The organism is Lutibacter citreus, assembly GCF_003260195.1.
Lineage (GTDB): Bacteria > Bacteroidota > Bacteroidia > Flavobacteriales > Flavobacteriaceae > Lutibacter > Lutibacter citreus.
In genome coordinates this window covers 319,217-334,908 of sequence record NZ_QEIH01000005.1, presented here as the reverse complement: position 1 = coordinate 334,908, position 15,692 = coordinate 319,217, and the positions used below count along the sequence as shown (strand labels likewise).

Below are 15,692 nucleotides of genomic sequence, written 5' to 3'. Positions count from 1 at the left end.
ACTTTTCCATTTATAAAAAGAACGACCTTAATAGACGTACAAATATCTCAATGATACTCTTCAGTATTTAATTGCTGAACATCATTGAGATATTCTATTACTAAAGGATAGACTAATGTCTCCCTTCTAAAACTTTTACAATATCTTTTAATGTAAACCCTTTTGCTTGTAAAAGAATTAAATAATGAAACAGTAAATCCGCTCCTTCATTTAAAAATAGATTGTCGTCATTATCTTTCGCTTCAATAACAATCTCTACAGCTTCTTCTCCTACTTTTTGAGCAATTTTATTAATTCCTTTTTCAAACAACGACGCTACATAACTCTTTTTAGAATCAGCATTCATTCTTCTACTTGTTATCACAGACTCAAGCTCTGAAAGAAAACCAAATGAAGCTTCATTTGTTTCATCCCAACAAGTATCAGTTCCTTTATGGCAAGTTGGGCCAGCGGGCTTCACCTTAATTAAAAGACTATCACTATCACAATCATTTTTTACAGAAACTAAATTCAAGAAATTACCACTTTCTTCCCCTTTTGTCCAAAGTCTTTTTTTAGTTCTACTAAAGAAAGTAACCTTTCCAGTTTCTACAGTTTTATCGTAGGCATCTTTGTTCATATAACCTAACATTAATACTTGTCTTGTTACAAAATCTTGAATTATTGCAGGTACTAAACCATCACTGTTTTTGTTAAAATCTATATTCATAATTGCGTCTTGTCATTGCTCAGCAAATTTTTCATTTGCCATGGCAATTTGTTATTTTTTAATTATTAATCATAAGATTAATTCGTTATTTTACTTCTTGTAATAACGATATTATTATAATCTTACCGGTATATTATTCTTTTTTAATGCTTTTTTCAAATCTACTATTTCAATTTCTTTAAAATGAAATACACTTGCTGCTAAAGCTGCATCTGCTTTTCCTTCAATAAAAGTATCTGCAAAATGTTGCATATTCCCTGCGCCTCCAGAAGCAATAATTGGAATATTAACTAAATCACTTAAATAAGCCAACGCTTTATTTGCAAATCCATTTTTAGTTCCATCGTGATCCATTGATGTAAATAAAATTTCACCAGCTCCACGTTCTTCAACTTCTTTAGCCCATTCAAATAATTTAATATCTGTTAGCACTTTCCCACCAACTAAATGCACCATCCATTCACCATCAATTTGTTTAGCATCTATAGCTACAACAACACATTGACTTCCAAATTTGGCCGCTAAATCATTTATTAACTGAGGATTTTTTACTGCGGAAGAATTTATAGAAACTTTATCTGCTCCCGAATTCAATAATAAATCTACATCTTCAACTGATGAAATTCCTCCACCAACTGTAAACGGAATATTTACTTTTTCCGCAACGTGCATTACCAATTCAGCTAATGTTTTACGTTTTTGTTCCGTTGCCGTAATATCTAAAAAAACCAATTCATCGGCACCTTCATTTGCATATATCTCAGCCAATTCAACAGGATCTCCGGCATCACGTAAATCTACAAAATTTATGCCTTTTACAGTTCTTCCATCCTTAATATCTAAACAAGGTATTATTCTTTTTGTTAACATTTTCTTTTATTTCGTCATTGTGAATAAAATGAAGCAATCTCTTTCTAAAAAAAACAGATTACCACTTCGTTTCTCCTTGTAATGACAATTAATTATTTAAAATAAAACTCTCTATTTGCTTCATACTAATTTTATGCTCGTAAATGGCTTTACCAACAATTGTTCCTTCACAACCCATTTCAGCCAACCTAGGTAATTCATCATATGTTGAAATTCCTCCTGATGCTATTAATTTAATATTATTTGTTTCATTTAAAATTTTCTGATACAAATCAAATGAAGGTCCTTGTAACATTCCATCTTTTGAAATATCTGTACAAATCACATAGCTAACACCCTCTTTTTCATAATTTTGAATAAAAGGAACTAATTCTTTATCTGATTCTTCTAACCAACCACCAACAGCAACTTTTTCATTATTAGCATCAGCACCTAAAATAATTTTATCAGCACCAAATCTTTGTAACCAACTTTTAAATATATCTGGATTCTTTACCGCAATGCTTCCTCCTGTAATTTGATTAGCTCCACTTTCAAAAGCAATTTTCAAATCTTCGTCAGATTTTAACCCACCTCCAAAATCTATAGATAAATCAGTATTTGAAGCAATTGTTTCCAATACTTTATAATTAACAATATGACTGGCTTTTGCGCCATCTAAATCAACCAAATGCAAATGTTTAACACCGTGATCTTGAAACATTTTAGCTACTTCTAACGGGTTTTCATTATAAACCTTTTCTGTTGCGTAATCTCCTTTTGAAAGACGAACACATCTTCCGTTAATAATATCTATTGCTGGTATAATTCTCATTGTTTATTAATTATATTTTCAATTTAGTCATGCTGAACTTAATTCAGTATCTCATCATTACAAATCCTATTTTGATGCGACCCTGAAACAAGTTCAGGGTGACGATAATTTATTCTTAATATTTATTTTTACTAACTATCATTGCGAAGCAAATTTTTCATTTGCTGTGGTAATCTGTTTGTTTTTAGTTATAAATTAACAGATTACTTCGTCGCTGTCTCTCCTCGTAATGACGTTACATTCTCACCTTCATTGCGAAGCAAATTTTTTATTTACTGCGGCAATCTTTTCTTAATTAGCCTTCGTCGTTATCTCTCCTCGAAATGACGAGTTACAACTCCAAAAAATTCTTCAAAATTTGCGCTCCTGCTTTACTACTTTTTTCTGGGTGAAATTGCACACCATAAAAATTCTTTTCTTGTAATGCTGAAGCATATTTTAATCCGTAACTAGTAATCGCAATTGCTTCTTCATTAATTGGAACATAAAAACTATGCACTAAATACATATATTCTTTTTCTGAAATCCCTTTAAACAAATCTGATTTTAAATTTTCAATTTGATTCCAACCAATTTGAGGTACTTTTTTAGTATCATCAAACTTAATAACATCAACATCAAAAATATTTAAACCATTTGTATCTCCTTCTTCACAATGTTTACACATTAATTGCATACCTAAGCAAATTCCTAAAACAGGTTGTTTTAAGGTTGGTATTATCTTGTCTAACCCAGTATGTTTTAACTTTTCCATTGCACTACTCGCCTCACCTACTCCAGGGAAAATTACCTTATCTGCATTTCTTATTTCTTCTTCATTATCCGTTAAAACAGCTTCATAACCTAAACGTTTAATTGCAAATTTTATAGATTGAATATTTCCTGCTCCGTAATTTATTATTACTATTTTCATTTATTTCTTATTATCAAATTGCCACAGTCATTACTCCTTAGCAAAGACTAAACAATTATTAATTTAAAGCATTCCTTTTGTACTTGGCAATATCATTTTTTCAGAATCTCGTTTTACCGCAACTTTAATCGCTTTTGCAAACGCTTTAAAGATTCCTTCAATTTTATGATGTTCGTTATTTCCTTCTGCTTTAATATTTAAATTACATCGTGCACCATCTGTAAATGATTTAAACAAATGATAAAACATTTCAGTTGGCATTTCACCAATTTTTTCACGTTTAAAATCTGCATCCCAAACTAGCCAATTTCTACCTCCAAAATCAATAGCAACTTGCGCTAAGCAATCGTCCATTGGTAAACAAAAACCATAACGTTCAATTCCTAATTTATTTCCTAATGCTTTTGCAAATACTTCACCTAGAGCAATCATAGTATCTTCAATAGTATGATGTTCATCTACCTCTAAATCACCTTTTACTTGAATGATTAAATCCATATTTCCATGTCTAGAAATTTGATCTAACATATGGTCAAAAAATGCAATTCCTGTTGAAATTTCACTTTTACCAGTTCCATCTAAATTTAATTTTATATAAATTTTCGTCTCATTCGTATTACGCGTTAATTCAGCAGTTCTATTTTCTAGCTTTAAAAACTCATATATTTTTTCCCAATCGTTACTTTCTAATGCTATAAACGAATCTAACTCATTTCTTTTTACTGAAATTTCATCCGTTCCAAGATTGGTATTATCATTAATAAAAATCCCTTTAGCTCCTAAGTTTTTTGCTAATTCAATATCTGTTAATCTATCTCCAATTACAAATGAATTCTCTAAATCATATTTTTCTGAAAAATATTTTGTTAGCAATCCAGTTTTTGGTTTTCGAGTATCAGCATTTTCATGAGGAAATGTTTTATCTATAAATACATCATTAAATACAACTCCTTCATTTTCAAAAGAATTCATTATAAAATTATGTACAGGCCAAAAAGTATCTTCTGGATAAATGTCTGTTCCTAAACCATCTTGATTGGTAATCATTGCCAATTCAAAATCTAATTCTTTTGCAATTTTACCTAAATAAGTAAATACTTTTGGATAAAAAACCAGTTTATCAAATGCATCTATCTGTTCATCTGCAGGTTCTTTTATCATAGTACCATCACGATCTATAAACAATACTTTTTTACTCATATTAAATTTCTTTAAGTGCTTTAATTAAAAGCTTTGTTTCTCTTTTTGTTCCAACTGTTAATCGCAATGTATTTTCACATAAAGGTTGTGTTGTTCTATTGCGAATTACAATTCCTTTATCAATAAGTTGTTTGTATCTTTTATCTGCATCATCTACTTTTACCAAAACAAAATTTGCATCTGTTGGATATACTTTTTCTACAAAAGTAACTTCTTCTAATTGTGTTATAAGACGAGCTCTTTCCTTAAGAATTTTCTTAATTTCATCCTTAACTTTAACCACATTTATCAACCGTTTTAATGCTCTTTGCTGGGATAATTCATTAACATTATAGGGTGGTTTAATTTTGTTTAAAATTGCTATTATTTCTGTAGAAGCATAGCAAATCCCTAAACGGATACCTGCCATCCCATAAGCCTTAGATAAAGTCTGAGTTATAATTAAATTTGGAAATTCATTTAACTTCTTTAACCAACTTTTTTGGGTTGAAAAATCTATATAAGCTTCATCTAACACAACTAAACCTTTAAAAGTACTCAATAAAACTTCTACACTTTCTTTTGAAAAAGAATTTCCTGTTGGGTTATTAGGCGAACATAAAAACAATATTTTAGAGTTTTCATCTATCGCTTCTATAATATGTTTAACATTTGGTTCAAAGTCTTTAGTTAATAAAACTTCTCTTTCTTCAATATTATTAATATTAGCCAAAACTTTATACATTCCATAAGTTGGTGGTAATGTAATTATATTGTCTTGTTTAGGTTCACAAAAAGCTCTAAAAATTAAATCCAATATTTCATCACTTCCATTACCTAACAATATTTGATTCTCTTTAACTTTTTTAATTTTGGATAACTCTTTTTTTACAGTAATTTGTTGAGGATCAGGATACCTATTTACTCCGTTTTCGTGCGGATTCTCATTTGCATCTAAAAAAATCATATCAGAATTAAATTCTTTAAACTCATCTCTTGCAGAAGAGTATGGTTTTAATACCTTTATGTTTTCACGAACTAAATCTATAATATTCATAACATTTATTTTACTCCTTAAAAACTTAGACAAGATAAGTTATACAACCTAACCATTTACTTAGTTTCCTTTTTATTATACTTATTTTAAACTTTTCAATCGTAAAGTTACTGCGTTTTTATGTGCATCTAGCCCTTCAGCTGCTGCTAAAACTTCAATTGCATTACCTATATTTTTAATTCCTTTTTCTGAAATTTTCTGAAAAGAAATAGCTTTTAAAAATGAATCTAAATTTACACCTGAATATGCTTTTGTATACCCATTTGTAGGTAACGTGTGGTTTGTTCCTGATGCATAATCTCCTGCACTTTCTGGTGTATAATCTCCTATAAAAACAGAACCTGCATTTTCAATCCCATCAACGTAAAAATCATTGTCAGCTGTACAAACAATAAAGTGTTCTGGACCATATTCATTTATCATATCTAAAGCTTCTTCTTTACTTTCAACATAAATAAGTTTAGAATTTTTAATCGCTTTTTTTGCAATTTCTTTTCTTGATAAATCTTCAATTTGTTTTTCTAAAGCTTCCTCAACCTCATTTAATTTATTTTTTGAAGTTGTAACTAAAATAACCTGGCTATCAGTTCCGTGTTCTGCCTGACTTAATAAATCTGAAGCAACAAAACTCGCGTTTGCTGTATCATCGGCTACCACCAATAATTCACTTGGTCCTGCTGGCATATCAATTGCCACTCCATATTTAGTTGCTAATTGTTTTGCAACAGTTACATATTGATTTCCTGGTCCAAATATTTTATAAACTTGTGGAATAGTTTCCGTACCAAAAGTTAATGCTGCAATAGCTTGTATTCCTCCACTTTTTACAATTTTAGTTACACCACATTGTTTTGCAGCATAAATAATTGCAGGATTAATTTTTCCTTTTTTATTTGGAGGCGTTGTTAATATTATTTCTTTACATCCGGCAATTTTAGCGGGAATTGCTAACATTAACACTGTTGAAAAAAGAGGTGCTGTTCCTCCTGGAATATACAAACCTACTTTTTGTATAGGTCTTTTTTCTTGCCAACATTGAACACCTACAGTTGTTTCAACTAAAACTTTAGCTGTTTTTTGAGCTGTATGGAATTTTTCAATATTTGCTTTTGAAAGTTGTATTGCTTCTTTCAATTCTTCTGAAACTAATTGCTCTGAACTTGCAAGTTCTTCTTCAGAAACAAATAAATTACTTAATTGAACACCGTCAAATTTAGATGTATATTTTTTAACAGATTCATTACCATTTTTTTTCACATCCATGAAAATTTCAGTAACAGTTGCTTCAACATCTTCAACAGTTTGAGTTGGTCTTAATAAAATTTGAGACCATTCAGATTTTGGAGGATTAATTATTTTGTTCATTTAAAATTCTGTTTAATTGTTTAATTATTGATTTGTATAAAATAATAATTGTGAAATTGTTTAAATTTCAACAGTTAATTGCTTCAACAAACCAATTCTTTAACAAAAATTATAATACCATTTTTTCAATTGGAATAACTAACAATCCTTCTGCCCCACTCGCTTTTAAGTCATCAATAACTTTCCAAAATGAATTTTTCTCAACAACTGTGTGAATAGAACTCCACCCTTCAATTGCCAATGGTAACACTGTAGGACTTTTCATTCCTGGCAATAATTTAATAATGCTTTTAACTTTATCATTTGGCGCATTCATTAAAACATATTGAGATTTACGTCCTTTTAAAACTGCTTGAATTCTAAATTGTAATTTATCTAAAATCACTTGGTTTTCTTCAGAAATATTTGGAGAAACTGCTAATACAGCTTCACTTGTCAACATTTCTTCAACCTCTTTTAAGTTATTTTTAAATAATGTACTTCCACTTGAAACTATATCACAAATAGCATCTGCCAATCCAATATTTGGAGCAATTTCAACAGAACCATTAATTAAGTGAATATCAGCTGTTACATTAAACTTTTTAAAATAATTTAATACTGTATTTGGATATGAAGTTGCAATACGCATTCCATTTAAATCTTGAATACTTTTATATTCAACTTCTTTTGGTACTGCAATTGAAACTCTACATTTAGAAAAACCTAGTTTTTCAACAATTCCAATATCTGTACCTTTTTCAATTAATACATTTTCACCAATTATAGCAATATCAACAACTCCATCTCTTAAGTATTGAGGAATATCTCCATTACGTAAATACAGTACTTCTAAAGGAAAATTACTAGATGAAGCTTTTAATTGATCTTTTCCGTTATCAATTGAAATTCCACAATCTTTTAATAATTTTAATGAATCTTCGTTTAATCTTCCTGATTTCTGAACTGCGATTTTAATTTTATTCATCTTATTTTTAATAATGTGTTTAAGTAAACGTGCTTGATTTACAAATAAAAACCCGCTTGATTTACTCAAACGGGTTTATAATATATTTTAACTAAATTCAATACATCTTCACTTCGCTTGATTGCAAGTATTTAAATGATGACGATGATGTAATTGAATTAATAACATTTCTTATTTATTTTGAGTTGCAAATATAACAAATTGACTTAATATTTAATTATTATTTTAAAAAAAATTACAACCCTTATTCTAATGTTAATTATTTAACAATTTTTATAAGATTCTTATAATTATTTCCTTATTAAACTCATCTCTAAAGAAGAAAACTCTTAGGATATTTAATTTCCATTCATTCATTTTTAAATATTTTAGTTTGCGTTATTTTTACAAACACCAATAATAAACTGTTAATCAACAACCTAAAATATACTAAATTCATATTTTTTGTTAAAAACTATTTTAATAAGTTACCAAATCTCTATCCTTTAAATCTACTTCATTCTATATTATTTAATTAAATTTGCATTTTTCTAACAAAACACTAAACTTAACTTAAGTATGATTCATTTCTTTGGGAACAAAAACGGTAAAATATTTGCTGTGAAAACGTCAAAAGAACTTTCGCAAGAAACTACTCAAAAATTAAATTGGCTCTTTGGTAATCAAGAAAAACTAGAACTTCAATCTATTGATGCTATTTTTATTGGTCCACGTGCAGCAATGATTACTCCTTGGAGTACCAATGCTGTTGAAATTACTCAAAATATGGGTATTGAAGGAATCTTAAGAATTGAAGAATTCACAACTTCAAACGGGGAAGAAGATTTTGACCCAATGATATTTCAAAAGTATGAAAAGCTACACCAAGAAATTTTTGATATTCATATTCAACCAGAACCTGTTTTAGATATTGAAGATATTGCAGCTTACAACAAACAAGAAGGTTTATCTTTAAGTGATGAAGAAGTTGAATACTTAAATAATTTAAGCTCTAAAATTAACAGAAAACTAACTGACTCTGAGGTTTTTGGATTTTCACAAGTAAATTCAGAACACTGTCGTCATAAAATATTTAACGGAACTTTTGTTATTGATGGAGAGGAAATGCCTTCTTCTTTATTCAAATTAATTAAAGAAACCTCTAAACAATTCCCTAACGATATCGTTTCTGCATATAAAGATAATGTTGCTTTTGTAAAAGGACCAACCGTTGAACAATTTGCTCCAAAAACAGCTGACAAACCTGATTTTTACGAGAAAAAAGATTTTAAATCTGTAATCTCTATTAAAGCAGAAACTCATAATTTTCCAACTACCGTAGAGCCTTTTAACGGAGCTGCAACGGGTTCTGGAGGAGAAATTAGAGATAGACTTGCAGGTGGAAAAGGTTCTTTACCATTAGCAGGAACTGCAGTTTATATGACTTCCTATTCTCGTTTAGAAGAAAACAGACCGTGGGAAAACGGAATGCAAGAACGTGAATGGTTGTATCAAACTCCAATGGATATTTTAATAAAAGCATCTAATGGAGCTTCAGATTTTGGAAATAAATTTGGACAACCTTTAATAACAGGATCTGTTTTAACTTTTGAACATAAAGAAGAAGCGCGTAAGTTAGGATTTGATAAAGTTATAATGCAAGCGGGTGGTATTGGTTATGGTAAAGAAGAACAAGCTTTAAAAGACACGCCAAAAGAACACGATAAAATTGTGATTCTTGGTGGTGATAATTATAGAATAGGAATGGGTGGAGCTGCAGTTTCTTCTGCAGATACTGGAGCTTTTGAAAGTGGTATTGAATTAAATGCCGTTCAACGTTCTAATCCTGAAATGCAAAAAAGAGCTGCAAATGCAATTCGTGGAATGGTAGAAAGTGATGTAAACTCCATTGTTTCTATTCACGATCACGGTGCTGGTGGACATTTAAACTGTTTATCTGAACTTGTTGAAGATACTGGAGGATTAATTGATTTAGACAAATTACCAGTTGGTGACCCTACACTGTCAGCAAAAGAAATTATTGGTAATGAATCTCAAGAAAGAATGGGATTGGTTATTGGTGAAAAAGATGCAGATTACCTTCATAGAATTGCAGATCGTGAGCGTTCTCCTTATTATGAAGTTGGAGAAGTTACAAATAATGATCGTTTTACATTTCAATCTAAAACTACCGGTGAAAAACCAATGGATTTAGAATTGAACGATATGTTTGGTAGTTCTCCAAAAACTATTATGAATGACAAAACTGTTACTTATAATTATGGTGATTTAGAATATTCTATAAGAAATATTTCAACTTATTTAGAACAAGTATTGCAATTAGAAGCAGTAGCTTGTAAAGATTGGTTAACTAATAAAGTAGATCGTTGTGTTGGTGGTAAAGTTGCCAAACAACAATGTACAGGACCATTACAATTACCATTAAACAATTGTGGTGTTATGGCGCTTGATTATAATGGAAAAGAAGGAATAGCAACTTCTATAGGTCATTCACCTATTGCAGCATTAATTGATCCTGCTGCAGGAAGCAGAACTGCTATTGCTGAATCTTTATCTAACATTGTTTGGGCTCCAATAAAAAATGGTTTGGATGGACTTTCACTTTCAGCAAACTGGATGTGGCCTTGTAAAAATGAAGGTGAAGACGCTCGTTTATATAAAGCTGTAAAAAGTTGTTCAGATTTTGCAATTGAATTAGGAATCAATATTCCTACAGGAAAAGATTCTCTTTCCATGAAGCAAAAATATCCAAATGATGAAGTAATTGCTCCTGGAACGGTTATTATTTCTGCAGCTGGAAATTGTACCGATGTTAAAAAAGTAGTTGAGCCAGTTTTACAAAAAGGTGGTGGTTCTATTTATTATATTAACCTTTCTCAAGATGAATTTAAATTAGGTGGTTCCTCATTTGCACAAACTTTAAATGCAATTGGTAGTGATGCCCCTACAATTAAAGATGCCGATTTTTTCAAAAAAGCATTCAATACAATTCAGGAATTAATTTTAGAAGGTAACATTCTTGCAGGACACGATATTGGAAGTGGTGGTTTAATTACAACTTTATTGGAAATGTGTTTTGCTGATACTAACTTAGGTTTAAAAATAGATTTTTCTGTTTTTGAAGAAAAAGATATTATCAAATATTTATTTTCTGAAAATATTGGAATTGTTTTCCAAGCCAAAGAAGATAAACTGATTGAAAACAAACTAAAAGAGAATTACGTTTCTTTTTACAAATTAGGAACTGTAACGAGTGAAGAAACATTAGATTTTGGACCTTGTAAGTTAGATATTCCTACATATAGAGATATTTGGTTTAAAACATCATATTTATTAGATAATAAGCAAACTGCAAATGGTTTAGCTAAGGATCGTTACGATAATTATAAAAAACAACCTTTAAAATATACGTTCCCAACTCACTTTACTGGTAAAACTCCTGAAGTTGACAAAAGTAAACCAAGACCTAAAGCTGCAATTATTCGTGAAAAAGGATCTAATTCTGAACGAGAAATGGCAAATGCTATGTATTTAGCTGGTTTTGATGTAAAAGATGTTCATATGACCGATTTAATTTCGGGTCGTGAAACATTGGAAGATATTCAGTTTGTGGGTGCTGTTGGTGGATTTAGTAATTCAGATGTTTTAGGTTCAGCTAAAGGTTGGGCTGGAGCATTTTTATACAATGAAAAAGCAAATACGGCTTTACAAAACTTCTTTAAAAGAGAAGATACATTGTCTGTAGGTATTTGTAATGGTTGTCAGTTATTTATGGAATTAGAAGAAATTAATCCAGAACATAAAGTTCACGGAAAAATGCTTCATAACGACTCACATAAACACGAAAGTAATTTTACTTCTGTAACTATTCAAGAAAATAATTCTGTAATGCTTTCTACATTAGCAGGAAGTACTTTAGGAGTTTGGATTTCTCACGGTGAGGGTAAATTTAATTTACCAATGGAAGAAAGTGCATATAACATAGTTGCTAAATATGGTTATGAAAGTTATCCAGCAAATCCAAATGGTTCAGATTATAATACTGCAATGATGAGTAGTAAAGATGGACGTCATTTAGTAATGATGCCACATATTGAACGTTCTATTTTTCAATGGAACTGGGCGAATTACCCAGCACATAGAAACGATGAAGTTTCTCCTTGGGCAGAAGCTTTTGTAAATGCAAAAAAATGGATTGATTCTAATAAATAAATCCAATATATATTAAATAAAAAAAGCGCTTTCAAAATTTGAAAGCGCTTTTTTTATTTAATACTAAATTTAAAAACACTAATGTCTTACAATTTTAATTGTTACAGGTTTATCTAACATAACCTTAGCCAAGTAAATTCCTGTAGACATATTTTCAATATCAATTTCAACTTTTCCATAATTAATAGTATATGTTTTTGATAAAATCAACTGGGAATATATATTGTACAATTCAATTATTACTTCTTTCTTACCACTAGGTATATTAATTGATATTTTTCCTTTTGTTGGATTAGGATATGCAGTTATACTTTCAAATAAATCTATTTTCTTTGAAAAAATCCCCTCACAATTTACATCGGTTTTAACTTGAATTAAATCTCCTTGCACTACATCAACTGAAAATGAATTATTTAAAGTTTGGAATAACTCTTGTCCATTTAAATAAATATTAAAAGGAGCTGAACCTTGTGTAATATCAATAGTTACTTTGTTTAATAAAATACTTGTTTTCCCTAAAACTGTAGTTCCCGATTCAATTGTTACATTAAAACACTGTTCATAGCTTTCTCCATCAACTTCAATACAGAATTCATACGTTTTTGGAGCCAAATTATCAACTTCTAAAGTATCATTAAAATTATATTCAATTCCATTAATCATAGTAGAATAATTCAAATTTTCAATTGCAGAAATAATTATTTTCCCATTGTCTTTATCAGGACAAGTTTCTCCAACTGTTTCAATTTTAAAATTGTTTTCCAAAAGTGTAAAACATCCTAATTCATTTACATTGGCTCCCGCAGTTGTATTATTACATTGGTCTATATTATTCATAACCCCATCAGAATCATCATCTAATTGGCTATCTGAACACCCATTTACATCTACTATTTCACCCAAAAGTGTATTTGAACATTTATCTGTATTATTCATTACACCGTCTTGATCATCATCACCTGAAAGACCTGCTTCATTTCCATAAAATTCTATTTCTCCAATAGCAGACCAAGCGCTTGCTCTGGTATCTCCAGCACTATTAAATCTGCCATAACCTATTAATTTAACATAACGGGCATCTGTATTGACTTCATATTTATTAAATTCTGTAGTTCCTGTTGCTGTCAATAACAAATCCCCTGTTTCAGGTAAAATTATTGAAAAATCTGAAAGATCTGTTCCTGTAGTTGACACCAAAATTTGAATTCCAAAAGCATCTGATTTATTTGTAGTGTTAAATTGAATAAAATCTAGTGTATAAGAACTCCCTAAATCATAAATAACAAATTCTCCATCACCTTTGTAATCTCCATTTAAGACAGCACCATCATCAGCTGTCCAAACAGAACCCATATCCTTATCTAAAGAATTAATTGCTAATTCAGATTTAGAAGTATTTTCTTTTGAAACAAAATTAATAGTAACCGGGTCGGCTACAGAACCATCATTAATTAAATTTAAGCGTGGAGCCGATTCTTGGATTACATTTAAATCTCTTACAATATCATCACCTCCTGCATCTTGCGTAAAAGTTACACTACCTGTCCTACTGCTTGTATTTACATTTTCAGTAACTGAAACTGAAATAGTTTCATTACCATTACCCGAACTTTTATCAATAGTAATCCAAGAATCATTTGAGGTAGCTGTCCAACTTACATTAGTATTAATAGAAACATTATTACTAGACGCAACATTAGTAAACGTTGGCAAACTACTAACCGTTAAATATTCACCTATTACAATAGTGCAAGTACCATCACTTATATTAGCTCCTAAATTATTTAAAAAACAAGCTCCAATTCCATAACCAACCATACCATCAGTTGTTGGCATATAAGCCCCCATATCTGCACCTTTATCTTTAGACCCGGCTCCTGTAAAAGTAAAAATTTCACCATCAGCAATAGCTGTAATTCCTGTATCATCAGAAAAACCTGTGTTTGTTACTCCTAAATCAGATCCATTATAAACATTTCCAGAGTAAGATAATGCTGTGCCAAGACTTGTATAATCACCCTTAATAACATCTGTTAAATTTGAGTCACTAGCAGCAAAATAAATTAAGTTATTATCAACCGTTCCTGTTGGATCTGTTGATCCTTTAGCTGTATTAAAATACAAAGGAGCATTTGTATTTATAATTGTGTTATTAGAAAGGTTAATATTTTCAACTTTTTGATAACCATTCGTTATCCCCGAAGTAGCCGAACAAACAACTGCAGCGTTATCGTTTCCTCCTATAAATGTTATACCATTATTCCATTGAGCTTGCGATGCAACATTAATACAATCTTGAATATAATTATTTGTAATTGAATGGTTACTATCAGAAATTCTAACTCCTCCAGTACCTTCAATATCTTCACCTAAAAAGTAATTTCCATTAACTGTAGCGTTAGAACCATGACGGAGTACTAAAGAGCCTCTACATCTTCTAAAAGTATTATTAATAAATGTGTTGTTTTTACTTTTATTAGTAATAATTTCATTTTCTCCATCAGTCTCAACAAAATAATTATTACTAACTGTAGTACTACTATTTACATTTTGATCACCACTAGAACCTATTCTAATAGTTTCACTATCTCCAGAATTACTTAACGTATTATCAATTTTATCATATTTATAAAAATAATTATTACTAATTGTATGACCAACTACATTACAACGAGTATTTGTAACACCATTATCAGGAGATGCATTATAACCAAGCTCTACTAAAACCAAAGCTCCTGCACTTGCTTTATTCATAAATGAACAATTAATTACAGAATTGTAAGTTCCATACAAAACAATCCATCTATGTTTTGTTATTGAAGTAGTTCCATCATCGGCTATTTCATCTGGACTTAAAGCTAAGCCATCTATTGCACAATTTTGAATTGTACTATGATTAGCATATGTAGAACCATTTCTGAATTGAATAAAATTGCTAGCTCCATAGCCTCCTTGCCAATGAAATCCATCAACAACCACATAATCTCCACCAATATTCATTGCTAAACCACCAGTAAAAACAACACCTCCAGGTGACTCCGCTCTAAAAGTAATTGGATTATCTGCTGTACCATTACCAACAAAATCTATTCGCTCATCAGTATCATAAACTCCATTTGCTAATATAATTTCATCTCCCGCCACGTATGTCTGATCCTCTAATTCTTCAGGGTCATTAATATTATATGTGGTTTGAGAATTTATATTGATTGAGGACAATAAGAAAGCAAAAACAATAGAAAAGAATAGAATCTTCTGTGAGTAATTTTTTCTCATACTTATATATGTTATTTTTTAAAATAGAATTTAAATCAATTCAACTGGATAACCAAACTGGTTAACCAGTTATAATTTACGAAGATATAAAATAAATTAATCTAAATATTCCCTTTTCAACATTTTATTTTAAACTGCATAATGCAAAAACCTTACAAATTATTTAGTATTTCCTCCTATTCAAAAAAAATTCATAAACTTTTTCATATAGCATTCTCATATAAAAAACTGAATTATACAATTGACATAGAAGCCTATTAATAAAACACATTTATAGTCTATATAAAAAAAGACAGAAAGATATAAGTAATTGAATATTTTAAAACTTCT

The 15,692-nt window shown here is 30.0% G+C and carries 10 protein-coding genes; 1 reads left to right on the top strand and 9 read right to left on the bottom strand.

Going from position 1 to position 15,692, the window contains the following annotated elements; all coding sequences use genetic code 11:
- Nucleotides 1-112: 112 nt before the first annotated feature.
- The 8 genes from hisIE to hisG all read right to left on the bottom strand — a co-directional run bounded on the left by hisIE (nucleotide 113) and on the right by hisG (nucleotide 7,874).
- Nucleotides 113-709, bottom strand: coding sequence for a bifunctional phosphoribosyl-AMP cyclohydrolase/phosphoribosyl-ATP diphosphatase HisIE (gene hisIE, locus DAD81_RS12410; protein WP_111708588.1), 597 nt, complete (start codon nucleotides 707-709; stop codon nucleotides 113-115).
- A 114-nt stretch (nucleotides 710-823) separates the two neighbouring features.
- Nucleotides 824-1,579 carry an imidazole glycerol phosphate synthase subunit HisF gene (hisF, locus tag DAD81_RS12405; protein ID WP_111708587.1) on the bottom strand — a complete coding sequence of 252 codons (756 nt, stop codon included), beginning with the start codon at nucleotides 1,577-1,579 and terminating at the stop codon, nucleotides 824-826.
- Nucleotides 1,580-1,667: 88 nt separating this feature from the next.
- Nucleotides 1,668-2,393: a 1-(5-phosphoribosyl)-5-[(5-phosphoribosylamino)methylideneamino]imidazole-4-carboxamide isomerase gene (gene hisA / locus DAD81_RS12400; protein WP_111708586.1), complete on the bottom strand. Its 726-nt coding sequence runs from the start codon at nucleotides 2,391-2,393 to the stop codon at nucleotides 1,668-1,670.
- 331 nt (nucleotides 2,394-2,724) lie between these two features.
- Nucleotides 2,725-3,306, bottom strand: coding sequence for an imidazole glycerol phosphate synthase subunit HisH (gene hisH / locus DAD81_RS12395; RefSeq protein WP_111708585.1), 582 nt, complete (start codon nucleotides 3,304-3,306; stop codon nucleotides 2,725-2,727).
- A 63-nt stretch (nucleotides 3,307-3,369) separates the two neighbouring features.
- Nucleotides 3,370-4,506, bottom strand: coding sequence for a bifunctional histidinol-phosphatase/imidazoleglycerol-phosphate dehydratase HisB (gene hisB / locus DAD81_RS12390; RefSeq protein ID WP_111708584.1), 1,137 nt, complete (start codon nucleotides 4,504-4,506; stop codon nucleotides 3,370-3,372).
- 1 nt (nucleotide 4,507) lies between these two features.
- Nucleotides 4,508-5,542, bottom strand: coding sequence for a histidinol-phosphate transaminase (hisC, locus tag DAD81_RS12385; protein WP_111708583.1), 1,035 nt, complete (start codon nucleotides 5,540-5,542; stop codon nucleotides 4,508-4,510).
- A gap of 81 nt (nucleotides 5,543-5,623) precedes the next feature.
- Nucleotides 5,624-6,907, bottom strand: a complete 1,284-nt coding sequence (gene hisD / locus DAD81_RS12380; protein WP_111708582.1) for a histidinol dehydrogenase — start codon at nucleotides 6,905-6,907, stop codon at nucleotides 5,624-5,626.
- A gap of 109 nt (nucleotides 6,908-7,016) precedes the next feature.
- Nucleotides 7,017-7,874 carry an ATP phosphoribosyltransferase gene (hisG, locus tag DAD81_RS12375; RefSeq protein WP_111708581.1) on the bottom strand — a complete coding sequence of 286 codons (858 nt, stop codon included), beginning with the start codon at nucleotides 7,872-7,874 and terminating at the stop codon, nucleotides 7,017-7,019.
- A 558-nt stretch (nucleotides 7,875-8,432) separates the two neighbouring features.
- Between hisG and purL the strand changes: the two genes are divergently transcribed.
- A complete protein-coding gene (gene purL, locus DAD81_RS12370; protein ID WP_111708580.1) occupies nucleotides 8,433-12,086 on the top strand; it encodes a phosphoribosylformylglycinamidine synthase in 3,654 nt (1,217 codons plus the stop codon).
- A gap of 78 nt (nucleotides 12,087-12,164) precedes the next feature.
- Here the strand turns inward: purL and DAD81_RS12365 are convergent, their stop codons facing one another.
- Nucleotides 12,165-15,362, bottom strand: a complete 3,198-nt coding sequence (locus tag DAD81_RS12365) for a chondroitinase-B domain-containing protein (protein ID WP_111708579.1) — start codon at nucleotides 15,360-15,362, stop codon at nucleotides 12,165-12,167.
- Between the last annotated feature and the right edge of the window lie 330 nt (nucleotides 15,363-15,692).